We start from the raw sequence: 21,598 nt of genomic DNA on the forward strand, positions 1-21,598 counted from the left end.
ATGAGCACTCCCATCATCGGCAATCGCCGCCCCCTGCCTATCCTTCCCGTCGAGCAGATCACCAGCTTGAAGCCAGAACTCGCGGACGTGGTCGAGTACCGCAAGTCCGGACTGTCGTTGAACTGGATCATCGGCTGCCCGCTCAACTGCGGTTATTGCGTGCGGCACTTGTTCGAGAACTACTCGATGAAGGTCCCGCGGCGGCTGATGAGCGACGAGGACGCCGTGAACCGCCTCGTCCGCCACCCGTACTTCCGGCCGCACACGACGCCGATCCAGCTCCTCAACCGCGCCACCGACCCCATGCTGACCGTCGTCAAACCGCACCTGTTCAACGTGCTGCGGCAGCTCGACGAGCGCGGCCTGACCAACCACGTCCTGGTCATCACCCGGTGGCGGGTGACGCCCGAGGACTGCGCCGTCCTCAACAGTTTCACGCACCTGCGCCTGACGGTCCTGGTCACGCACTCCAACATCCAGGAACCCAAGATCGAGCCGGTGAACAGCAACATCGCGGCGAAAAGTCTGCGGACCCTGTACGAGCACGCCGAGCGGTACCGCACCGTCCTGTACTGGCGGCCGATCGTGCCCGGCCTGAACGACTGCGACGCCGACATCGCCCGCGCCCGCGAGCTGTCCCAATCCGCGCACGCGACGGTCTTCACCGGCCTGTTCTTCCGCAAGGAGATCGCCGCGTACTACGAGGCCCACGACATGCCCATGCCGTACGAGGAGACCGCTCGCCGCAAGATCATGCCGGAGGTCGCCGAGCAGCGGATTCTCGCCGCCTTCGAGCGCGACAGCGGATGGGGCGCCCTGTTCCGCAAGACCTCATGCGGCGTGGCCTACGCCCACGGGGAGGCCGACTACAACGGGCACTTCGGCATCCATGAACTGTGCGAGATCTGCCCGCCCGAGCAACTCGCCAGGTGCGAGGCCGCATGGGTCACCCCCGAGCTGACGGCCGTCACCCAACAGGCGCGAGAGCTCGGCGCGAGCGGCCCGATCGCCATCACGGATCGTGCCATCGTCGTGGAGGGACTGGACGAAGCCCCGCGCTACTACCTCCAGCACGGCTTCGGCTACCAGTGCCACGACCGCGCCAAGCCCCACCACCACCGCCAGCACGGCCGCGCAGACATCGGCTGGACGACGGAGAACGGACCCACCACCCCATGAACTTCTCCTCCTGGCCCGAGCTGCTGGTCGTCGACGTCGAAGGCAACGGGCACCACCCGCCCGATCTGGTGGAGGTCGCCGCTCTGCCCGTACGCGACGGACAGCCCGACCAGAGCACCGCCGGCGCCTGGCTGACCCGACCGCGCAGGCCCGTCACGTCGTTCGTTGCCGCTCAGTTGCACGGCCTGACGAACCAGATGCTCGAACAGCAGCCGCGCTGGGAGGAGATCAGCGAAGAGGTGCATGCGCGCCTGGGCACTGCATGGATTGCCGCGCACAGCGCGCACGTGGAATACCGCGTGCTGTGCGCGCACCTGCCGCAGTGGCGGCCGGCCGGAGTCATCGACACGGTCCGGCTGGCCAAGGCCACCTACCCCGACCTGCCCAAGTACGGCCTTGACGCCCTGATCAAGCACGTGAAGCCAGACCTGAGCCAGGCCCCCGCGCAGCGTCACCGCGCCACGTTCGACGCATACGCGACCGCGCAGCTCCTCATCGCCATGGCCCAGCACTACGACCGCTGGGACCACATCGTCGCGGCCGCCGTCCCGCCCGGCCTGCCCGGCACCCCCGAACCAGAACAGGAGCCCACCTTGTGGTGAACGACCCGACTCCCCTGCGCATCGGCGTCATGGGAGCCCATTCGACCGGCAAGACCCTGCTGCTGCGCCGCATCGAGATGGAGCTGCGCGCGAACGGGGTACCGGTGGCCCGCACCGGCAACGTCGGCCGCCGCGCGGCCCTGGTCCCCCTGCCCAAGATGCAGCACCACACGGCGGAATCAACCGCCTGGGTCGCCGCGATGGGCATCGCCGACGAGATCGCCGCCGGCGCCCGCCTGGAAGACGAACCGGTGAAGGTCGTTTTGGCGGACCGGGCGTCCTGGGACGCGCTCGCCTACTTCCGCGCCGCCTGTGAGTGGCGCCGGCAGCCCATCTTGCGAGCGGACCGCGAATCGCTGTACCGGCTCGCCTCCGCCCGCGGGCACTACGACCTGCTCCTGGCGACCGTCCTGGACCCCGAGGCCCCCGTGAAGCGCAAACACGACGACGACGCCCGCTACCGCACGCTGGTCGACCGCCACACCCACGACCTGCTGCGCGAGGAGAACCTGCCGCATGTGCGCGTCACCAACAGCGAGGCCGGCTACGACCTCGCCATCGAGCACGCGCTCACGCTCTGCCTGACGCAGGCACCGGTATGACCAGCTCCCTGCCCGGCGGAAGCATCCGGATCGCCGGGAAGACCGTCTCCCGCCTCGGCCTGGGCACCATGCGCCTGACCGGAGCAGGAACCTGGGGCGACCCCGACGACCGCGGCCAGGGACTCGGCGTGCTCCGCCAGGCCGTCCACACCTACGGCATCACCCACATCGACACCGCGGACGCCTACGGCCCGCACACCGTTGAAGAGCTGATCGCGGACGCACTGCACCCCTACCCGGACGAACTCCTCGTCGCGACCAAGGTCGGCCTCCTGCGGCCGGCGCCCAACGTGTGGGCCCCGCACGGGCATCCGGCCTATCTGCGGGCGTGTGTCGAGGCGAGTCTGCGCCGTCTGAAGGCCGAACGGCTGGAGCTGTGCTACCTGCACCGCATCGACCCCGAAGTACCGCTCGCCGACCAGCTCGGCACGCTCCTCGCCCTTCAGGACGAGGGGAAGATCGGGCACATCGGCCTGTCCAAGGTCACGCCGGAAGACCTTGCTCTGGCACAGAAAGAGACAGCGGTAGCGGCCGTGCAGAACACCCTCAGCATCCACGACCGGTACGACCCCGTCGTCGACCTGTGCCGCGCGCAGGACATCCCGTACGTGCCCTACCGGCCCCTCGACGCCGGCGCTGCGGCACACGGCGGGAATGTGGCCACCGCCCTTGCCTGGCTCCTCGCCCGCGGCCCGCACATCGCTCCGATTCCAGGGACAGGGAACCCCCGGCACCTCCAGGCCATCGTGGAAGCGGTCGACGAAGGCGGCTGGACATGATGCTGGCCACCAAGCCAGACGCCACCGCGCTGCGAAAGCATTCCGGCTACGCGAACTGGCGCCCAGCGATCACCGGAGTCACCGTCCTGGCACTCGTCGGCGTGGACAACCTCGTCCTTCCCTGCCTGATGGGCGGCCTTGTGCTGCCCACAGGCGCCGTCGAGGACGGCCAAAGCCCGCAGCACGCCGCACAGTTGGTCCTGTCCGGCATGCCTGGCGACCTGCCCATCCAGCGCCGAGTCGCCGTAGACGAAGAGCACACCAGGCGCCGTAAGATCATCTCGCACCTCGTTGTGACCGCTCCTCTCACCGTCGAGGAAGCCCAATGCCTCGTCTACCGCGATCCGCGCGCAGACACGGACGTCCTGCGCACCACAGAGGCCGTCTCACTACTGACGGAACCCGCGAGAGCACGCGCCCTTCTCGGCCTCCAAGCCCTCGCCATCAACGCGATGGTCTACAACCACAACGGGGCGATCGAGCACCTCGAATCCGTTCCGGCCCCGTAGACCGGCCTCCTACTGTGGCCTCGGCTGACCCTCGGCGCCGGCGATGCCACCCCATCGGACGTCGAATCCGCAATCGCCGACGCGCACCCCCGACCCGTCAGTAGCGTCGGCACTGTCTCCGACCCCAACACCCCCCAGGGACCATGAACCCGGAAGTCGCACAACCCGTGATCGACACCCATGTCATCCTCCGCGACGGCGACCAGCTGCTCTTCTCCCAGCGCGGCGGCCCCTACGGCCACGGCCGTTGGCACCTGCCGTCGGGCAAGCTCGATCAGGGCGAGCCCCTGCGTCTGGGCGCCGCACGGGAGCTGCGCGAAGAAACCGGCGTCACCGTCGACCCGGACCACCTGCGCCTGGTGCACGTCGTCCACCACCACCAGGACGACACCGTGCAGCGGATCGGGTTCTTCTTCGAGGCCACCGAGTGGAACGGCACGCCCGTCAACCAGGAACCCGACAAGTGCATGGGGCTGGAGTGGTTCACGGTTCACGAACTACCCGAGGACCTCATCGAGTATCCGAAGGAAGGCCTCCTCGGCTACCTCAACGATGACGGTGGCCTGACAGAACACGGCTGGGTCTAGCGCCGGCACACCGCACGAGAGGTCGGCTCCGGTCCGCCTGTAGTTACGGGACCGGAGCCAACTGCCGGGTGAAGTGTCACGCCTGGCGGCGCAACTGCGTCCATCGCAGCAGAGCCGGCCGTGGTGCGGCAGCCGGAGGCGGTGTGCACCCGCATCCGTCCCCTCTTCCCCGCTGCGGTCCGTCTCATCGGGCCGCGAGCGCGGAGGCCCCCGGCCGACGCGCAACACGACACGACGCGGCTCCGACCCCGAGCACGCACGCGCCGGCCTCGCCCTGCCGTCTGCTCTTTCCCTTCTTCTTCCTTCCCCACCTGTGGCCGGGTCGGAGTGTGCGTGAGAGGGGTTGTCGGCACGACCGGTACGCCCGTACCGGCGGGTCTGACCTGCCGTTTTCCTCTCTCCAGCGATGGAGGGTGCACTAGGGAGTTTGAGGCCCCCTTTGCGGGTGACTTTGCTGGGGGTTTTGAGGGGTAGTTTGTCGGCGATGCTGATGGCGGCCGCGGTGCTCGAGCGGGGCGCCACAGGCACTGGGCCTCCCCTGCCCGGGCACTACGGCTCCGTGGTGATCGGCTCGATCCTGACCCTCACCGGTTCCTGGCCGTCTGACCGCCTGACCGCCTGATCGCCGTCGGCTTCCGCCCAACTGCCCAGCCCATGACGGACAGTTGGGGCTATTCATCTGATTCGCAGGCCGTCACACGGCCAGCGGTGAAGGTCAACACAAGTGCCTGGTCCAGAGGCTGGCAACTGCCACCACCGGCTGTGTTCCACCACGTCCTGTTGCACGGTCCGCGCTCGTGCAGGCGGGCTCAAGGCGGCGCCGATGACCGGGAACGGCAAAGAGCAACGGCGAGGCAGCCGGCAAAGACCGAGGAACAGCACACTCCATCCCCACCAGCCAGGCATCGCGACGACGCTGAGGGCGAGCTACACGTCGCCGAAGCCGATCACGCGGGCCTGGTGGCGATCACCAGCCACAACACGACGCTCAGCACGCCGGCACCCCACAGGGCGGCCGTGAACGATCTGCGCCCGGACTACGCAGCGGTGGGCAGGGACGCTGCGCAGCGGGGATCCCAAAGTGCGCAACCCAGCTGGCGATGGCCGGCACAGCGAGTGCGGCAAGGGCGAACGACGCCACATCACCCTCCACTACCGCCGGCCGGTACGCACACCGGTACGCGTCTCGCTGCAGCACGCCGCCGGGCCGCCGGGCCGCGACAGCGCACCGGTTGCGCAGCAGCCAGTCACCGCCCGCGCGAGGGCTCGCGGATGGTTGCGCAGCACGATCCGATCGTCCACTGCGCAACGGTGAGCGCGGACGCTGCGCAGCGGTGGGCGGGGACGCTGCGCAGCGGGGATCCCGGAGTGCGCAGTCAGAGTGCACTGCGACTGCGCATCGTGGGTGCGCAGCATCGTGGGTGCGCAGCATCGTGGGTGCGCAGTCGCGGTCACTGCGCACTCCCCCGCACCGGTACGCGTTGGGTTTCCCAACGCGTACCGGCCGCCTCGGCCCATTCCGCGTCACCCGGCTTCGAGGACGGCACGGCGACGGGCCGCGCCCGCCGCGCTCCGGTGACCGGTACGCGTTCTACAAGGGGCGAAAAAACGCGTACCGAAACGCGTACCGGTCTGCAGAAAGCACAGGTCACAGACCTGCCAGACGTCCCCACGGCCAGCAGAACGCAACCGGTTCGCTCAGGTACGGGTACGCCTTTCGCCGTACCGCTTCAGATGCCCGGCACGCGTTTTGGCGGGCACCGCAAAATGCGTACCACCCGCTCACCGTCGACCGGTACGGGCTGCACAAGTACCTGGTGCGCAACCCGCCCCAGTCGGCACTACGCAGTCGGAGTCCGGGCCTGACAGGCCTGCTGCGCAACACCCGAAGCCCCGTTGCGCAGCGAACCCGAACACCTGCGCACTGCGCACTGGCACTGCGCACTGGCGCTGCGCACTGGCGCTGCGCAACGAGTACGGGTTCCCACGAGGCGCTGCGCAGCCGCAGGCCGTAACCCGGGCACCGGTCGCACTGCGCACCAGGCCGCGGGAAGACTGACCACTCTGCGCCGTTCCTCAGTGATCACAGGCCCGTCATATGTCCAGGCCGTCAGATTTCGGCGAGGCCGCGTGTTGTGGTGCGGGCGGCTTCGAGGAGCACGTCGACGAGCCGCTCCGCCGCGTCAGGCCGCCCGTGTTCGCGGGCGGCCTGAGCCATGCCCGCACGCCGGGCCGGGTCGGTCAGAAGCGGTCCGAGCGCCGCCTGCAGCCGCTGCGGGCTCGTCTCGCCCTCCAGCGCGACGGCGGCACCGGATTCCTGCAGGTGGCGTGCGTTGTGCGCCTGCTCGTTGCCCGCCGAGGAGGCGAGGGGAATGAACACGGCGGGCTTGCCGAGCGCGGTGAGTTCCGCGAGGGTGCCCGCGCCGCTGCGGGACACGACGACGTCGGCCAGGGCGAGTACGTCCGGCAGCTCCGGGCCGACGAAACCCGTCAGGTGATAGCGGCCGGACAGTGCTGCGGGCAGGGACGCGGCAACGGTGCGCAGCTCGTCGACGTTCGCCGGGCCGCACTGGTGGACCACGTTCGCGCGCTCCAGCAGCCAGGGCAGTGACTGGGCGATCACCTGGTTGATCTGCTGGGCGCCCTGGGCGCCGCCCGTCACGTAGAGGGTGGGCAAGCGCCGGTCGAAGCCGGTCAGCTCCAGCGCGGTGACGGCCTTGTCGGCGTTGCCGGTGAGCACCTCCGGCCGGACCGGGTTGCCCGTGACGACGGCTGCTGCACGCAACGTCCTGCGGCGGCAGGGAGAGGGAGGACTCCGAGGACACCGCGATGCGGGTGGCGGACCCGGCGGGCTTCCGGTTGGCCAGGCCCAGACGCACGGTCTGCTCGTGCAGGACCAGGGGGCGCCGGCACAGGCGGGCGGCGAGGCCGGCGGGGACGGCGACGTATCCGCCCGTGGCAAGGACGACGTCCGGGGCGAATTCGGCGATCCGGGAGCGGGCCTGCGCGACGCCGAGCGGTACGCGCGCCATGTCCTTCACGTTCGCCGGGCCCAGCATCTTCAGTGGGTTCGGCGAGCGGCGGATCTTGCCCGTAAGATCGACGCCCTCATGGGGAGTGCGATGCGAACGTCAGGGCGGGGTGACGAGGGGCAGAAGTACGCCCTGAACTCGGACGAGGACGACGACGACTTCTGGGGTTGTGCTCACGAGGCCGAGGGGTTGTTCACGCCGCTGGCGGATGAAGAGGGAGCACGCCGAGTGCGCCTTGCGGGTTGCCTGCCGCAGGGCGGCCTGCTGAAGAGCGTTAATCACGTCGGCGGTCGTCGTGCTGTGGCGGGCAACGCCTGGCTCGACCTCCTCGACGGCGACGGCACCACCATGGGGTCCTACTTCGTCAACGAGGTCACGGTCGTCGGCATCCAGCCATCCGCCCATGGAGTGGGCCTCGTCGACCTCACAGTGACGCTGTGGTGCGAGAACGCGGTGGCTGGAGCGGAACCGGTGTGGGACTTGATCCGCGCGGGGAACCTGAACCGCACCGGCCTGTGGCACGATCTGGCGCCCGAAGACCGACACGCGTGGCTGTCGGTGGCACTGTGGTCTGGCGAGTACCAACGTCAGGGACGGCCCGACACTCCTGCGGGCCAGGTGTTCACCTTGGACGGCCGGCACATCGTTGACAGGGACAGCTTCTACTGCGCGATCGGTGAGGCCATCAATGGGCCGGGCGGATACTTCGGCTGGAACCTTGACGCTCTGGACGACTGTTTGAGCGGCGGCTGGGGCGCCACCGCTCCGTTCGCCTTGCACTGGGATTCCTCGGCCGAGGCCAGGGCGCGGTTGGCAGAGCGTGTGCCCACCGGCGATGGCGAGGTTTCGCTGTTCGACCTGCTCCTGGAGATCTTGGAGGAACGGGGCGTGAGCGTCATCCTTCGATGATCGATGGTCGGTTCCTCGGTTCCAGGCGCTGGCATGGGCAGAGTCATTCCGACTCGTTCGGACAGCGGCGTGCAGGGATGCCGAGGTCGACAGCGGGTCGGCGTGCCATGGGCTGGGACTCGTCGCGCTTGGAGCGCAGGAGGGCGCGGGTGAGGTTCAGTCCTTCGATCTCATCGCAGGTGGTCAGCCGATGGGACGTGGGACAGGATTCTGCGGGCCGTTCAGGCAACGCGCTTTGACAAGAGGGCCTACATTTTCCACGGCACCATCACCGTCGCCGGAGCCGGCTCTGGCGCCTCCCGCGAACAGAGCCCACTCATCACTCGGTGCGTGACGGCCGGCCCACGGGCCGCCAAGCCGAGGGCCAGGCGACAACCCGGTTGACCGGACCGGTCACCCCCAGACTGACCCGTGCGTACTCGAGGTACTTCCGCTGTGCGTCTCTGAACTCCAAGTACGCCTGTTCCCAGCTCTGTTCGGATTCCGTGGGCACGCCCCGCGCCAGGTGCTCCAGCCGCCACAGGCAGTGATTCAGCGTCTTGGACGCCGTGTTCGTGTCAGTGTCTCCCAACAATTCACAGGTCTCCCCCAGCGCAGAACGGCGGGACTCAGCCGCGCCGAGCTCGGCAAGCACTTCCGCGGTGAGCTCCAGCGGCGCCGGACCAATTACCAGCCCGCGACCCGCAGCGATGCGCTGATAGCGCCCCGCGAGCTCTTTGACCGCGTGGATGTACTCGCCATAGGCATCCAGACGCCGCTCGTCCCAGCGAACGGACTGCTCACGCCGCCATCGTGCCCGGTCATTCAAACTGCTCGCCAGGAACGACGTGACGGCGCCCAGCGCAACACCCACCAACGGAAGTATCTGCCCCAACAGACTCACAAAGGCTCCGATCTCGTAGTCAAAACCGGTTCCCCATTCTCCCGACCGGAGCCCGGCGAAGTCGGGGATACCGCCGTCCGCAGCCACTGGTGACTCCTCGGACACGCCCTCGCACCGGCACGCCGCACGCGAGGGCGTCATGGGATCGAGTGACAACACCGCGTCCACGGCGGCGAACGGCTGTGCCGGCGATAGCGTCATCGCGGTGAACACCGACACGCTCACCGAGTCCGAAGCCGAGGCCGCGTCCGAAGCCGAGGCCGCGTCCGAAGCCGAGGCCGCGTCCGAAGCCGAGGCCGCGTCCGAAGCCGAGGCCGCGTCCGAGGCCGAGGCCGCGTCCGAGGCCGAACGGCTCCGCAACGCCCTTGTCGACAAGATCCAGGCCGATGGCCACGCCCGCACCCCGGCGGTCGAGGCCGCCCTGCGCGCCGTGCCCCGGCACCGGTTCGTCCCCGAAGCGCCGCTGGCCGACGCCTACGCGAACGCGACGGTCGACATCAAGTACGACACCGACGGGGTCCCGGTCTCCTGCGCCTCCCAGCCCGGCATTGTCGCCCTCATGCTGGACCAGCTCCAGGCCCAGCCCGGTGAGCGCATCCTCGAACTCGGTGCCGGCACCGGATACAACGCCGCCCTCATCGGCCACCTCGTCGGCCCCGACGGACACGTCACGACCATCGACGTCGATGACGACCTGGCCGAGGGCGCCCGAGCCCGCCTCGCCGCCACCGGCTTCACCAACGTCGACGTGCTGACCGGCGACGGAGCCCTCGGCCACGCCGAAGGGGCACCGTATGACCGGATCATCGCCACCGTCGGCGCGCACGGCGTCCCTGATGCCTGGCTCGAGCAACTCGCCGCCGGCGGCCGGATCGTCACCCCGCAACGGCTCAAGGGCAGCGTCTCGCGTTCCATCGTCTACGAGCAGCACGAGGGCCGTTGGGTGTCCCGCGGCAGCGCGATGAACTCTTTCGTTCCGCTGCGCCGGGGCATCGCCGACGATGACCGGCGTGACATCCCGCTCGCCGCGGACGGCACGGTACGGCTCCACGCGCCTGCGGCCCAGAACATCGATGCCGACGCCCTGGCCGGGGTGCTGGAGCAGCCGCGCACCATGGAGTGGACCGGCATGAGCGTCCACGCCATGGAGTCGCCGGAGTGGATGGAGCTGTTCGTGTCCTGCAGCGTGCCGTCCGGCCTGGTCCGCATGCACTTCCCGCAGGCCGCCAAGGGCACGCTGCTGACACAGGACCCCTACCCCTCGTCCACCGCGGCCGTTGATGAGGGCGCCGTCACCTATCTCGCCCGCCGCCTGTCCGACCACAAGACGTCCGAGGGCGGCACGTTGTGGGAGTTCGGCGTGATCGGCCACGGACCCGGCAGTGATGAGCTGGCCGCGAAGGTCGCCGACGCCATCCGCACCTGGGATCGTGACTACCGCGGCCGGGAAGCCACCTTCGAGCTGCAGTCTCTCGATGCCCCCGCCGTCGAGGAGCGGCCCGGCCGGTTCGTCATCGACACCCCCCTGAACCGGGTCCTCGTCGCCTGGCAGTGACACCCCGCCCCCACGGTCGCTGCCCGGCGGCCACACGCCGACGGGCACCGTCGTTCCCGCACTTCTCCGCTCCCCCCGGGGCCATCTGTGGGGCGGCCGGCTGGACGTGGTGGGGCTTTGTCGTGGTCCGCGATCGCTCTGCGCCGCGCGAGCCCTGGATCGTCACGACGTTGGTGTTCGTCGCCGTCACGTCGGTGCTGTGCACGGTGGCCTCGGCCGACGCCCCGTTGCTCTCACCGATCGTTTCGAAATGGCCACAAGCAACCATCGATGGGTGATCTCGGATCAAAGTTGCGTCAAGGCACCGTTCACCGGGGCTGTGTTGAGACCTTACGGAGGAGCTCTTCAGTGGTACAGGTCTGGTCGGGGTCCAGGACGAGACAGATGTTGAAGCCTTGGTCATCGTGCTGAACCTGGGCTTCGAGGTCGCACCAGCTGTTCGGATCGCCGTTGTTCGCCGACACCGTGAACGACTCGCCTTCGGTCACCGAGTCCGAGGCTGTGAAACTCTGCGGTGAGCCGTCCTGCACCCAGAACTGCCAGCTGCCGGCCGCCATGCTCGTGGAGCACTTGTAATCGGGCACGGCATGGTTGATCCCACTCGCTGTCAAACTGTGATCGGCCGACATGTGCACTGTGGCGCCGGCCGCATTGCCCCAGTCGCCGACCAGGTCGCCTTGCTGGATCACGGCCGCTTCGCCGCCGGCGCCGGCGCACGAAGTGCATGTTCGTTCCGGCGTTGCTGAGGTTCCGTCTGGCGGCTGCGGCGGCGTCCCGACGTTCCCACCGGACTGCGCTGGAACAGGCGGTTTTGCGCCTTGGACCTGAGTCACTGCTGTCTCCGTTACTCACAGTTGCTGGGCGAGTCGGGAGACCCTTGCAGGCATCCAGAGCGCCGGCGGGAGCTTCTACAGAGTCTTCACCCTCGGCTTCATCTCAGCGTGCTGTCGGCAGGTCGGCCCCACTGCTATCCCGAGGTCGATGACGCACTCACGTCGAGGACCGTGCCCGGGCGCATAAGCATGGAGGCCGCCGCGAGGTTGGGCCACACCGTCGTCACGTCCCGCCCGCTGCGGCGAGATGCCGAGCTATCCCCCAGATGAGACAACTTCAGGTGTCTGGAGAACCGTCGAACTCGATCTCGTACCACCAGCCCCTGCCGCGGGGCAGCGTTGGCACGGCCTCGGCAAGGGCGACAGCAACGGGGTACTCCACCTGGCCAGCCTGCGGCGGCCGAGCCGCGGGTGCGCGTTGGCCTAGGCTGCGCGGGCGGCGCTCGCGGCGCGACTCGCCAGTGCCCGAGCACGCGGGTAGGACTTCTCTGTTCCGTCGAGTCAGCGTTTGACACGGTTGCGGACGGCCAGGAGCGCCAGGCCCAGAAGGACGGGCTCGGTCACACGGGACGCCATCTCGATGTAGGTGCCGGAAGTGGTCAGGTCTTGGTCGGCGGAGCGGAACACCACTGAGTTGAGGGTGACGTTCAGGGCCTGTTCGAAGCGCTCGCCGGTGAACCTGTCCCCGGTGGGGTTCTGGGGATCTGCCTTGTCGATCTCGAAAGTGACTTTGCCTCCGCCGGCCGGGACGGTGCCGGTCGCTGCCTGCTTCGGGGCGTCCTTCGGGAGCCCGAGGCCCATCAGCAGCACGATGGTGACGAGCATGGCGGCGCCGAGCCACGCCAGTGCCCGGGAAGCGCGCATGCCGTAGCCAGACAGCGCCCAGTAGGCGGTCAGAAGACCCCGCTCGCTTCGGGGTATGTCGTCGGCGTGGCGGCGCATCTCCATTTCCCCGTAATAGAAGTCAGCGGCCCCAGGCTCGTGCTTGCCATCCTCGAACGCTTTGCGAAGCGCGCGGTACACCGGCGCCAGTTGCAACGGCCCGACGCGCCCGGCGCCGTACACGGCCACGTTCCAGCCCGGGACGGCCCCTGGTTGGCTCGCGCGCCAGTGGTGTTCTTCGGCGAGGGTGCGGCGTTGGGTGAACCGGATCGGACGCCAGCCCCGCCAGTGCATTGCGGGCGGAACCGTGCCGAAGGTGCATGCGCCCTCCAGCCGTATCTGGTCCAGGTGCACGGTCCCGGTGAACAGGCATTCCGACAGATCGACGTCGGCGAGGACCAGATGGGCCGCGTCCACCCCACGCATCGAGGCCATCCGCACCGTGGCGTCAGGCGCGCCAGCAAGAGCCTGTTCTGTCACTGGCCGCCCGTCGGAGAGCACGAAGGGGGCAGCCTCCGCGGCGATCGTGAGGGGGTACTCGAAGACGGCATGGGAGAAGTCCACCGTGGTGTAGCGCAGCCGTAGTTCGGCTGTCGACATCCAACGGGTTCGCCGGCACTCCACCCGACGTGCCACGCACGACAAGGTCATCGGACCGTCGAACACGGCACCAACCAACGACACCCTTCCGGCACACACAAACGGCCCAAGGTCAACGGGACTCTTGAAGGTCGCCGCCCCGAACCAGGCGTCGCCCTCGAAGCTCGCGAACTCGAACCTGGCGCTGCCCTTGAAGGTCGCTGACTCGAACCCGGCATAGCCCTTGAAGGTCGCTGACTCGAACCCGGCGTAGCCCTCGAAGGTCGCCGACCCTAACTCGGCGTAGCCAACGTGGGGTTGTCCGGTGCCAGGGTCACGAAGAGCTCGGAGGAGCTCGTGGAGAAGATGGGCAGTGAAGGACGTGCCGCGGTGGTCGACATCGGCTCCAGGCTGCAGGCCGGCCAGATAAGCATCCCGCTCGGTGTCAGCAAGATGAGCCAGACAAGCGGTGTAGCCACGCACGCGAATGCCGCGACAGCCCACAGGATCGTCCGGGACAGCTCCGTGACCGCAGTGAAGCCAACGCGGAGGCTCCGAGGACGGTGTGGTCATACACCAAGGGACGATCAAGCACGGCCGACAGTTGCCGTCCCCGGCACCCTTCTACATTTGGCAGCCTTGTCGGCGACAGGCCGCCACGGCCGGCGGGGCGGGGCGAACGCGCTCCCCGCTTCACGTCTGGATCCCGGATAATCTCCCCATATCCGGGCGGCATGGGCCCTGAGGGACGGTCAGGTGGTGCTGTCCTTCGGCGGTTCGGGCTGGGTATGGAGGATGTCGCGGGCCTGCTCGGCCGCGCGCGTGATGCTTTCGGAGACGAAGTCGAGGAAACGGGCGATGTTCTCCAGACGGGTCGCCGCCGGAGTACCTGACCCGAGGACGCCGACACCCTGCCGTGCGATGTCGACCATGTGGGCGGTGGAGCGGGCGGACGCCATCATCGACTGGTACATGATGTCGTTGTCCACGACATATCGCTCCCGGCGACGCTCATCACGCTCCCGCCGGACCATGCCCTGACTCTCCAAGAACGCGACCGCCTTCGAGATCGACGCGGGGCTGACCTGCAGACGCTGGACGAGTTCGGCCGCGGTCAGACTGCCCGTGTCGGTGAGGGTCAGGCAGGACATCACCCGCGCCATCATCTTCGGCGTGCCCGACTGTATGAGAACGGTCGTGAACATCTCCTCGTACGCACGCACCGCCTGGGCATCACGCCCATGCGGCTGGGCAGGCGTGCCCCGATCACGGGGCGCCGCCGGCTCCTTGCGGCGAGCCCGCTGTTGCGTCGCCCGGTGCGCGAGGTCCGCACGGTAGGCGGTCGGGCCGCCGTTGCGCAGCACCTCGCGCGTGATCGTCGACGTCGGCCGCTCCAGTTTCCTGGCGATCTCGGCATAGGCCAGGCCGTCGGCCAGCCCCAGGGCGATCTGCTGGCGTTCCTGCTGGGTGAGTCTGCCTCCCGGCATTGCTGTCTCCCTCTTCTTCGCAACCTTGCGCCAGTTGCTGGCATCCCTGTCTCGCGCCCCGTGTCCGACGTCCGCAACTGAGGTCCGCCCGGCCGACTATAGCGTTCACTTCCATTTCATTGCAACGAACGGGGCCCGGGCCGTTGCATTAGAGTCCAAACCATTGCAATGAAATCCCTGCAACTACCTGCGCTTATAGGGTTCTTGCGCAACAAGACTGTTGCTCGATCCTTGAATGCAACGTAGCGTTTCTCCCATCAGAAACAACGGATTCAAGGAGTACACCATGCAGAAGTTCGACACCCCCTCCCCCGTCACCGCCGTCCTGGACATCCCCGCGGGGCGCATCCGGTTCATCGCCGCCGACCGCACCGACACATGCGTCGAGATCCTGCCCGCCGACCAGTCCAAGGGCCGCGACCTCAAGGCCGCCGAACAGACCACGGTCACCTACGCCGACGGCGTTGTGCGCATCGAGGCCGCTCCGGCGAAGAACCGGATCCTGGGCAACTCCGGATCCGTCGAAGTGACCGTCCAGCTGCCCGCCGGCTCCCGCGTCGAGGCGAAGACCGCCGCCGCCGAACTGCGCGGTGTGGGACGTCTCGGCGACGTCACCTTCGACGGCGCGCAGGCCGTGGTCAAGCTCGACGAGACCGCAGGCGCCCGCCTCACCCTCCAGGCCGGCAGCGTCCTCGTCGGCCGCCTGAACGGCCCCGCGCAGATCAGCACACAAAAGGGCGACCTGAACATCGCCGAGGCCACGAGCGGGACGGTCGAACTGCGCACCGAGTCCGGCGACATCACCATCGGCGCCGCCCGCGGCACCTCCGCCACCCTCGACGCCGGCACCACCTACGGCCGCATCCACAACACCCTGAAGAACACCGAAGGCACCGACGCCGGGCTGAACATCCACGCCACCACCGCCCACGGCGACATCACCGCCCGCAGCCTCTGACCCACCCACAGCCCTCCAAGGAGCGCCTTTCATGAGTACTTTGGCCATCGCGGCGAACGGGCTGCGCAAGTCCTACGGCGACAAGACCGTCCTCGACGGCATCGACCTCGCCGTCCCCGAGGGAACGGTGTTCGCCCTGCTCGGGCCGAACGGCGCCGGCAAGACCACCGCGGTCAAGATCCTTTCCACCCTCCTCTCCCCCGATCCCGCCTGTGGCGAGATCCGCGTCGGCGGGCACGACCTCGCGACCAAGGCGCAGGCCGTGCGGGCCGCGATCGGTGTGACCGGGCAGTTCTCCGCCGTCGACGGCCTCATCACCGGCGAGGAGAACATGCTCCTCATGGCCGACCTGCACCACCTGCCCAAATCCGAAGGACGGCGCGTCGCCGCCGAGTTGCTGGAGCGGTTCGACCTCGTTGACGCCGCGAAGAAACCCGCCTCCACCTACTCGGGCGGCATGAAGCGCCGCCTCGACATCGCCATGACGCTGGTCGGCAGCCCGCGGATCATCTTCCTCGACGAACCGACCACCGGCCTCGACCCCCGCGCCCGCCACAACATGTGGGGCATCATCCGCGAACTCGTCACCGACGGCGTCACCGTCTTCCTCACCACCCAGTACCTCGACGAAGCCGACGAACTCGCCGACCGCATCGCCGTCCTCAACGACGGCAAGATCGCCGCCGAAGGCAGCGCCGACGAACTCAAGCGGCTCATCCCCGGCGGACACATCCGACTCCGCTTCACCGACCCCGACGCCTACCAGAACGCCGCCCTCTCCCTGAACGAGGCCCACCGCGACGACGAGGCCCTCGCCCTGCAGATCCCCAGCGCCGGCAGCCAGCGCGAACTGCGCTCCATCCTCGACCGGCTCGACTCGGCCGGCATCGAGGCGGACGAACTGACCGTGCACACCCCCGACCTCGACGACGTGTTCTTCGCCCTCACCGGCGGCGCCGGCATCCCCAACCAGCCCAACCAGCCCAAGGAGGAAGCCCGATGAGCTCACTGACCCTCGCCGTACGCGACTCGACCACGATGCTGCGCCGCAACCTCCTGCACGCCCGCCGCTACCCCTCCCTCACCCTGAACCTGCTGCTCACGCCGATCATGCTGCTCCTCCTCTTCGTCTACATCTTCGGCGACGTCATGAGCGCCGGCCTCGGCGGCAGCGGCGCCGACCGCTCCGTCTACATCGCCTACATCGTCCCCGGCCTCCTCCTCATGACAATCGGCTCCACCACCATCGGCACCGCCGTGTCCGTCTCCAACGACATGACCGAAGGCATCATCGCCCGCTTCCGCACCATGGCCATCCACCGCGGCTCCGTCCTCATCGGACACGTCATCGGCAGCGTCCTGCAATCCATCGCCAGCGTCATCCTCGTCGGCGCCGTCGCCGTCGCCATCGGCTTCCGCTCCACCAACGCCACCGCCCTCGAATGGATCGCCGCGTTCGGGCTTCTCGTACTGTTCGCGACGGCGCTCACCTGGATCGCCGTCGGTATGGGACTGATCAGCCCGAACGCCGAAGCTGCCAGCAACAACGCCATGCCCCTGATCCTGCTGCCCCTCCTGTCCAGCGCCTTCATCCCCACCGACACCATGCCCGGCTGGTTCCAGCCCATCGCCCAATACCAGCCCTTCACCCCCGCCATCGAAACCCTCCGCGGCCTCCTCCTCGGCAGCGAGATCGGCAACAACGGATGGCTCACCATCGCCTGGAGCCTCGGCCTCACCGTCCTCGGCTACTACTGGTCCAAAGCAAAGTTCAACAACGACCCGAAATAGCCCGCATGACCACGCGGACCCACCCGCAAAACCCGCACGCACCACCCCGTGACGGCAGCACAACCCCTACCCCACCACCCCGTGGCGGCGCACCCCGACACCACGTCGGAGTACGCCGCCACACCCGCACACGCAAGGATCAGCAGGCGAAGCGTGACTGCCCATCTGCGGAAACTGATGCTGGACGGACGCCGTAAGCCGATCCAACCGATAGCAGAGCGATGCCGGATAGCCGGAACGGCTTGGATCGGAGGCGGTACATCGTGAAGCAGATCAAGCAACAGGGCGCGGCGCTCGGTGTACGGATGCCCGCAGACGTCCTGGCCGTCGTAGGCGAGGACATCGAACGCGGAACCGCGCAAGTTCGCGGATTCTCGCAGCGGGCGTCCCGGTCGACGTAGTCCACGATAGGTAGGGCTTCCCTGGGCCGCTGAGAAGTGCGACGAAGGCCCTGGCAGCCATCTGCCGGGGCCTTCACGAGCGTTAGAGCTCGCCGCGTTGCCACTGCTTGTGCTCGAAGTCTAGTGCGACCTCGTCGACCGTGCGGTGACGCACCGACTCGACCCAGGCCGCGGCGAGTTCGCCGAAGGCCTGCATGGTGCCAGGGGAAGTCCCGTCGTTCTTGGCGAACAGGGCCAGCAGCTCGGCGGCGGCCGGGTTGTCCTGGTCGCAGGCGGCGCACAACACGGCTTCCTTGAAGCCATGCACGGGTGTGGGTCAGGTAACCGAAATCTGCCATCTGCCGTAGTCGCAGGACAAGGTGACGTACCCGTGCTGCGGGAGGCGCAGTGTGCCCCTCTGGTTGGCATGGGAGGTGATTCGTAGGTTTCTTTCCCCGCCGTTCGCCGGTGTGTAGATGATCGAGCCCGGGTGGTCAATGAAGTCGTAATGCAGGACCGGCGCGTATTCGTAGTAGGGCTTGGGGGCGAAGTAGCTGAACGTCTCGGTCTCTCTGCCCCGGGTCTCGTTGGCGGGGAGCGAAGGCAGCGCGTCCTTGTCTACGACGCGCAGCTTCCATCTGGCCATGCCGCTGGACGCCTCTTCCCCCACTATGACGCGCCGGATGTCGACGGCGTTGCAGTTGGCCGGCAGGATGATGTGCGAAGGGCTACGGCCATTGATCCTGACAAGGGATTCATGGGCGCGTTGGTGATATGGGCCTTTGCGTACGGAAGACAGCTCGAAACTGGTCATGAATCCCCCGCGGATCCTCAATGGGACCGGCTTGCCCTCCCCTGCCCCGGGTATCTCCACGACCCGGCTTCGCCAGCCGGACCATTTGCTGGCCGCTTCCCTGCCCATGACCCCACCCCTTCGGCTGCTCTTGAGCGTGCGAGCGACATGTTGGCACGTGCATGAGCGGCATGAAGAGGGGGCTACGCGGCGGTGCGCTGGCGTTCGGCGTCAACCGCGCGCCGCAGAGCCTCCAGCTTGAGGGGCAGCAGCTGGCGCAGCCCGTCGTACCGCAGCCGGCCGATCCGGTACGAGGTCACGAGCCCGTTCTCCTCCAGCGGCATCCCGGGCGAGCGGATCACGGTGCTGCCCTGATCGTCGAGCACACCGTCGTGGTTCATCCAGAGCGACACCCACAGCCGCGAGGTGCCGTGGGCCCGCTTGGACGTGGTCGGTCTCCCACACCTGATTACGCCAGCACCACGTCGGCAGGATGTCGGCCCGTCCGGCGAGGCCGTCGGTGATCCGTAGGCGATGTGTCGAGGGCAGCTGGAACCGTGGGTGTCGAGCTGTCCTGCAGGGCAGTCGCAGTCGCCCTCAACAGAAAGGGAGCCTCGTCGCCATGTCGTCCACCTCCTCCACCCCGCCCTGGGATGTTCAACAACTGCCGCGTGCCCATGACAGCGTCTTCCTGGTCACCGGAGGCAACGCCGGCATCGGGTACTTCGTCGCGGAGCAGTTGTCCGCAACCGGAGCCACTGTCGTACTGGGCAGCCGGAATCCCGCAAAGGCTGAAGTCGCCACGGCCTCGATCCGCTCGCGTGTCCCTGACGCGCGAGTGCGGGCCGTACGGCTGGACCTCGCCGACCTCTCATCGCTCAGCACAGCGGTGGAATCACTGGATACGCAATACCTCGACGCGGTGGTCCACAACGCCGGCGTCGCGCTCGACGCCCCGCCACGCCGGGTGACTGGGGACGGTCACGAGCTCATGTTCGGCACGAACCACCTCGGGCACTTCGCGCTGACCCACTGGCTGATGCCGCTCCTCTCGGCCGCACCGGCGGCCCGCATCGTGACCATGGGCAGCATCGCGGCGAAGTCCGAGCGGCTCGACCTCGGCGACCTGCAGTCCCGGAAGAACTACCGCCCCAAACGCACCTACGGACGTTCCAAGCTGGCACAGATGTACTTCGGCCTCGAACTCGACCGCCGCCTGCGCGCCGTCAACAGCACGGTGGCAAGCGTGGTGGTCCATCCCGGTGGCGCGCTGGACTCCCTGACCCCGTCACGGCCGCCCGTCCATGTGCGGACCGCTGGTGCGCGGCTCTGCGGTGCACCAGCGGCCCTTCTTGTCCAGGGCAAGCACGCCGGCGCATGGCCCGCGGTCCGAGCGGTGCTGGACCCCACTGTGCGCGGAGGGCAGTTGTGGGGACCGCGTGCCTTCAGCCTGCGCGGCAAGCCTCAACGTCAACGGGCGTGGAACCACCTCACCGACACCTCCATAGCGGCGCGGTTGTGGGAAGCCAGCCGTGACCTGACCGGCATCGACCTCGTCACCATCCCCGGACAACCTCAGGCGCGCTAGGGTGCCTTACCCCTGGCCATTTCGCTCTTCGAACAGGCCCCCGCCGACGTGGTGATGCGCCGAGGACCTCCTCCCCTGTCCTCAAGTATCCCGGCTGATCGTGATCTTCGAATCGGGTCGGCTGCTACCAAGTCGACCTACCATGGCCGCCGTTCACCAGCAGAGAGGGAAATGTCGCAGCATGGCATCCCTCAGGCCGGAGAGCAGAGCCCACGATCTCGGTGCCGACGAGGCCTCTGCATATCGAGCGCAGGGCCCGCGCCAGGGGGCATGGTGTACGAAATCGGGGAGATACCCGCCGCGTATCTCGGCTTCGCGCTCTGCCAACTGGCAGAGCGACACGCGTGTCGGCCCTGCTCTCGTGACGACGCACCCGCGGGCCCTCGCACCGTATCCAGTGGCTACGGCAGCGCCGTTCTTTGCGTTCAGAGAGATCCGCCGATCTCGCGGTGGGGTTTCGTCAGCCTGTTGCCGGCCCTGCCGGGACAGGACCGACGATGTTCGAGGGACCAGACGTTCCTCACTCATTCCCAGCGCGGGGGCGACACCCTGGTGAACTCGGCAAAGCCCTGCACCTTCCTGTACCGAGCCCCAGACGCTCGGGATAAGACAAGGCGCAGGGCGACTGCCGAACCCAACCTAAACGGCCCAACTACCATCCCTGCCACCGGGTTACGCCCCCACACCACGCCCAGCGCCCAGCGCCCAGCGCGAGCATCACACCGCCTTGGTAGTGCCGCATCAGGCATCGTTCGCCCTGGTGAGGAACCAAGCCAACACAGCCACGGCGATGGGCAACGCAACAAGGTAGCCGACGAGGATACCGACGCCCGGATCAGCCAGCGCAGGAAAGGCCCAGTTCACTGCTGCAGCCACGAGCAGGCTCACCGTTGCCAGCGCAAGGAGAGCGGCGACAACAGCAAGCCGACGCGGCGGGCCCGCCCCGCGGTACAACTCAGCCGCAGGCTCGAACGCGATAAAGCCCGTCACGATGAGGACGAAACCAGTGTCGGGCAGCCACCCGAACGGCCACCCCACCAGAGCGACCAACCCGGAGACAGCAAGGCCGCCCAGTTCCGCCGCGACGGTGGCCACTACCGGGTGGTCCCACGAGGGACGTCGGATCGAGCCGCTCCCACTGTCCTCTTCATCGGCCACATCGTCAGAGTAGCCATCGGCAGGGCGAACGTTGCCTGATGCGGCAGTAGAAACGCGGGCTACGCGACGCCAGGCGGTCGAGCAAACCCCTCAGCTGAAGGACTCTCCCTGGGGCGGCTGTCGGCTTCATACCCTCACGGCCATCCCCGCAGGCGCGGGAACGACGACTTCGGTCTCCAGCCCGGCGCCGAAAACGCCGGACCATCCCCACAGGCGCAGGGACGACTCCTCAGCCTTGGTCCGGCCCAGGTTGGCCAGCGGACCATCCCCGCAGGCACAGGGGCGACGGATCACGGCCGAGGATCTCGCCGGCGCTGGCCGGACCATCCCCGCAGGCGTCTGGGCGGTCCAGCCGAAGATTGAGAGTACAGCCACGAGTGCCGCCGTCACTTTGCTGCGCTGAGGGTCACGGTTGGCACTGGCGTAGGGTGCCCGACCCCGTAGGGTGCCCGACCCAGGCCTGATGGTGGGACGCAACGTGTAGTCCCTCGCGCATGCGGCCGCGTAAGACA

At 68.1% G+C, this 21,598-nt stretch carries 21 protein-coding genes and 3 pseudogenes; 15 read left to right on the forward strand and 9 right to left on the reverse strand.

Going from position 1 to position 21,598, the window contains the following annotated elements; all coding sequences use genetic code 11:
• From OG758_RS00180 to OG758_RS00210, 7 genes are all read left to right on the forward strand, one after another.
• Window positions 1–1,179, forward strand: a complete 1,179-nt coding sequence (locus OG758_RS00180) for a radical SAM protein (RefSeq protein WP_326708008.1) — start codon at window positions 1–3, stop codon at window positions 1,177–1,179.
• A complete protein-coding gene (locus OG758_RS00185; RefSeq protein ID WP_326708009.1) occupies window positions 1,176–1,781 on the forward strand; it encodes a 3'-5' exonuclease in 606 nt (201 codons plus the stop codon). Before OG758_RS00180 ends, OG758_RS00185 begins: the two co-directional genes overlap by 4 nt.
• Window positions 1,778–2,383, forward strand: a complete 606-nt coding sequence (locus tag OG758_RS00190) for an AAA family ATPase (RefSeq protein ID WP_326708010.1) — start codon at window positions 1,778–1,780, stop codon at window positions 2,381–2,383. Before OG758_RS00185 ends, OG758_RS00190 begins: the two co-directional genes overlap by 4 nt.
• Entirely contained in the window at window positions 2,380–3,162 is a 783-nt protein-coding gene (locus OG758_RS00195; protein ID WP_326708011.1) for an aldo/keto reductase, read from the forward strand. Before OG758_RS00190 ends, OG758_RS00195 begins: the two co-directional genes overlap by 4 nt.
• Window positions 3,159–3,671, forward strand: coding sequence for a hypothetical protein (locus OG758_RS00200; RefSeq protein ID WP_326708012.1), 513 nt, complete (start codon window positions 3,159–3,161; stop codon window positions 3,669–3,671). Before OG758_RS00195 ends, OG758_RS00200 begins: the two co-directional genes overlap by 4 nt.
• A 143-nt stretch (window positions 3,672–3,814) precedes the next feature.
• Window positions 3,815–4,258 (forward strand): NUDIX hydrolase, encoded by a 444-nt coding sequence (locus tag OG758_RS00205; protein WP_326708013.1) that lies wholly within the window; start codon window positions 3,815–3,817, stop codon window positions 4,256–4,258.
• A gap of 484 nt (window positions 4,259–4,742) precedes the next feature.
• On the forward strand, window positions 4,743–4,880 hold the full coding sequence (locus tag OG758_RS00210) for a hypothetical protein (protein ID WP_326708014.1): 138 nt from the start codon (window positions 4,743–4,745) through the stop codon (window positions 4,878–4,880).
• A gap of 1,488 nt (window positions 4,881–6,368) precedes the next feature.
• Here OG758_RS00210 and OG758_RS00215 read toward each other — a convergent pair.
• Window positions 6,369–7,353, reverse strand: a pseudogene (locus OG758_RS00215) (UDP-N-acetylglucosamine--N-acetylmuramyl-(pentapeptide) pyrophosphoryl-undecaprenol N-acetylglucosamine transferase); the annotation flags it as partial.
• Window positions 7,354–7,638: 285 nt separating this feature from the next.
• On the opposite strand from OG758_RS00215, the gene OG758_RS00220 reads away from it, so the two are divergent.
• Both OG758_RS00220 and OG758_RS48745 read left to right on the forward strand, forming a co-directional pair.
• Window positions 7,639–8,199, forward strand: a complete 561-nt coding sequence (locus tag OG758_RS00220; protein ID WP_326715751.1) for a barstar family protein — start codon at window positions 7,639–7,641, stop codon at window positions 8,197–8,199.
• A gap of 174 nt (window positions 8,200–8,373) precedes the next feature.
• A pseudogene (locus OG758_RS48745) lies at window positions 8,374–8,478 on the forward strand (IS5/IS1182 family transposase); the annotation flags it as partial.
• A 40-nt stretch (window positions 8,479–8,518) separates the two neighbouring features.
• On the opposite strand, the gene OG758_RS00225 reads toward OG758_RS48745, so the two are convergent.
• The gene (locus OG758_RS00225) at window positions 8,519–9,301 is read right to left on the reverse strand and encodes a hypothetical protein (protein ID WP_326708015.1); all 783 of its coding nucleotides are present in this window, start codon (window positions 9,299–9,301) and stop codon (window positions 8,519–8,521) included.
• Window positions 9,302–9,422: 121 nt separating this feature from the next.
• Here OG758_RS00225 and fxlM point away from each other — a divergent pair.
• A pseudogene (fxlM, locus tag OG758_RS00230) lies at window positions 9,423–10,637 on the forward strand (methyltransferase, FxLD system); the annotation flags it as partial.
• A 308-nt stretch (window positions 10,638–10,945) separates the two neighbouring features.
• On the opposite strand, the gene OG758_RS00235 reads toward fxlM, so the two are convergent.
• From OG758_RS00235 to OG758_RS00245, 3 genes are all read right to left on the reverse strand, one after another.
• Complete coding sequence (locus OG758_RS00235) at window positions 10,946–11,326, reverse strand: hypothetical protein (protein ID WP_326708016.1); 381 nt, start codon at window positions 11,324–11,326, stop codon at window positions 10,946–10,948.
• A 645-nt stretch (window positions 11,327–11,971) separates the two neighbouring features.
• Window positions 11,972–13,414, reverse strand: coding sequence for a pentapeptide repeat-containing protein (locus OG758_RS00240; protein ID WP_326708017.1), 1,443 nt, complete (start codon window positions 13,412–13,414; stop codon window positions 11,972–11,974).
• Between the two features lie 269 nt (window positions 13,415–13,683).
• Window positions 13,684–14,418, reverse strand: coding sequence for a helix-turn-helix domain-containing protein (locus OG758_RS00245; RefSeq protein ID WP_326708018.1), 735 nt, complete (start codon window positions 14,416–14,418; stop codon window positions 13,684–13,686).
• A gap of 286 nt (window positions 14,419–14,704) precedes the next feature.
• Here OG758_RS00245 and OG758_RS00250 point away from each other — a divergent pair, with 286 nt between their 5' ends.
• From OG758_RS00250 to OG758_RS00265, 4 genes are all read left to right on the forward strand, one after another.
• Window positions 14,705–15,376: a DUF4097 family beta strand repeat-containing protein gene (locus tag OG758_RS00250; RefSeq protein WP_326708019.1), complete on the forward strand. Its 672-nt coding sequence runs from the start codon at window positions 14,705–14,707 to the stop codon at window positions 15,374–15,376.
• Between the two features lie 31 nt (window positions 15,377–15,407).
• Window positions 15,408–16,379, forward strand: a complete 972-nt coding sequence (locus OG758_RS00255) for an ATP-binding cassette domain-containing protein (RefSeq protein ID WP_326708020.1) — start codon at window positions 15,408–15,410, stop codon at window positions 16,377–16,379.
• Window positions 16,376–17,167, forward strand: a complete 792-nt coding sequence (locus tag OG758_RS00260; RefSeq protein ID WP_326708021.1) for an ABC transporter permease — start codon at window positions 16,376–16,378, stop codon at window positions 17,165–17,167. Before OG758_RS00255 ends, OG758_RS00260 begins: the two co-directional genes overlap by 4 nt.
• 263 nt (window positions 17,168–17,430) lie before the next feature.
• The gene (locus tag OG758_RS00265) at window positions 17,431–17,568 is read left to right on the forward strand and encodes a hypothetical protein (protein WP_326708022.1); all 138 of its coding nucleotides are present in this window, start codon (window positions 17,431–17,433) and stop codon (window positions 17,566–17,568) included.
• An 82-nt stretch (window positions 17,569–17,650) separates the two neighbouring features.
• Here OG758_RS00265 and OG758_RS00270 read toward each other — a convergent pair whose 3' ends face one another.
• The 3 genes from OG758_RS00270 to OG758_RS00280 all read right to left on the reverse strand — a co-directional run bounded on the left by OG758_RS00270 (window position 17,651) and on the right by OG758_RS00280 (window position 18,741).
• On the reverse strand, window positions 17,651–17,875 hold the full coding sequence (locus OG758_RS00270) for a DUF6300 family protein (protein ID WP_326708023.1): 225 nt from the start codon (window positions 17,873–17,875) through the stop codon (window positions 17,651–17,653).
• 9 nt (window positions 17,876–17,884) lie between these two features.
• A complete protein-coding gene (locus OG758_RS00275) occupies window positions 17,885–18,361 on the reverse strand; it encodes a hypothetical protein (protein WP_326708024.1) in 477 nt (158 codons plus the stop codon).
• A 182-nt stretch (window positions 18,362–18,543) separates the two neighbouring features.
• Window positions 18,544–18,741: a hypothetical protein gene (locus OG758_RS00280; protein ID WP_326708025.1), complete on the reverse strand. Its 198-nt coding sequence runs from the start codon at window positions 18,739–18,741 to the stop codon at window positions 18,544–18,546.
• A 221-nt stretch (window positions 18,742–18,962) separates the two neighbouring features.
• On the opposite strand from OG758_RS00280, the gene OG758_RS00285 reads away from it, so the two are divergent.
• Window positions 18,963–19,928 (forward strand): SDR family NAD(P)-dependent oxidoreductase, encoded by a 966-nt coding sequence (locus OG758_RS00285; protein ID WP_326708026.1) that lies wholly within the window; start codon window positions 18,963–18,965, stop codon window positions 19,926–19,928.
• A 741-nt stretch (window positions 19,929–20,669) separates the two neighbouring features.
• Here OG758_RS00285 and OG758_RS00290 read toward each other — a convergent pair.
• Window positions 20,670–21,086, reverse strand: a complete 417-nt coding sequence (locus tag OG758_RS00290; protein WP_326708027.1) for a hypothetical protein — start codon at window positions 21,084–21,086, stop codon at window positions 20,670–20,672.
• Between the last annotated feature and the right edge of the window lie 512 nt (window positions 21,087–21,598).

The sequence above is a fragment of the Streptomyces sp. NBC_01474 genome (assembly GCF_035918215.1).
GTDB classification, from domain to species: Bacteria; Actinomycetota; Actinomycetes; order Streptomycetales; family Streptomycetaceae; genus Streptomyces; species Streptomyces aureus.

Bases quoted from the DNA above. Each gene is read 5' to 3' on its own strand.
- OG758_RS00260 (WP_326708021.1), top strand. From the start codon at position 16,376: ATGAGCTCACTGACCCTCGCCGTACGCGACTCGACCACGATGCTGCGC.
- OG758_RS00220 (WP_326715751.1), top strand. From the start codon at position 7,639: ATGGGGTCCTACTTCGTCAACGAGGTCACGGTCGTCGGCATCCAGCCA.
- OG758_RS00275 (WP_326708024.1), bottom strand. From the start codon at position 18,361: ATGACCAGTTTCGAGCTGTCTTCCGTACGCAAAGGCCCATATCACCAA.
- OG758_RS00280 (WP_326708025.1), bottom strand. From the start codon at position 18,741: ATGAACCACGACGGTGTGCTCGACGATCAGGGCAGCACCGTGATCCGC.
- OG758_RS00285 (WP_326708026.1), top strand. From the start codon at position 18,963: ATGTCGTCCACCTCCTCCACCCCGCCCTGGGATGTTCAACAACTGCCG.
- OG758_RS00245 (WP_326708018.1), bottom strand. From the start codon at position 14,418: ATGCCGGGAGGCAGACTCACCCAGCAGGAACGCCAGCAGATCGCCCTG.
- OG758_RS00185 (WP_326708009.1), top strand. From the start codon at position 1,176: ATGAACTTCTCCTCCTGGCCCGAGCTGCTGGTCGTCGACGTCGAAGGC.
- OG758_RS00210 (WP_326708014.1), top strand. From the start codon at position 4,743: ATGCTGATGGCGGCCGCGGTGCTCGAGCGGGGCGCCACAGGCACTGGG.
- OG758_RS00195 (WP_326708011.1), top strand. From the start codon at position 2,380: ATGACCAGCTCCCTGCCCGGCGGAAGCATCCGGATCGCCGGGAAGACC.
- OG758_RS00255 (WP_326708020.1), top strand. From the start codon at position 15,408: ATGAGTACTTTGGCCATCGCGGCGAACGGGCTGCGCAAGTCCTACGGC.
- OG758_RS00200 (WP_326708012.1), top strand. From the start codon at position 3,159: ATGATGCTGGCCACCAAGCCAGACGCCACCGCGCTGCGAAAGCATTCC.
- OG758_RS00250 (WP_326708019.1), top strand. From the start codon at position 14,705: ATGCAGAAGTTCGACACCCCCTCCCCCGTCACCGCCGTCCTGGACATC.
- OG758_RS00180 (WP_326708008.1), top strand. From the start codon at position 1: ATGAGCACTCCCATCATCGGCAATCGCCGCCCCCTGCCTATCCTTCCC.
- OG758_RS00205 (WP_326708013.1), top strand. From the start codon at position 3,815: ATGAACCCGGAAGTCGCACAACCCGTGATCGACACCCATGTCATCCTC.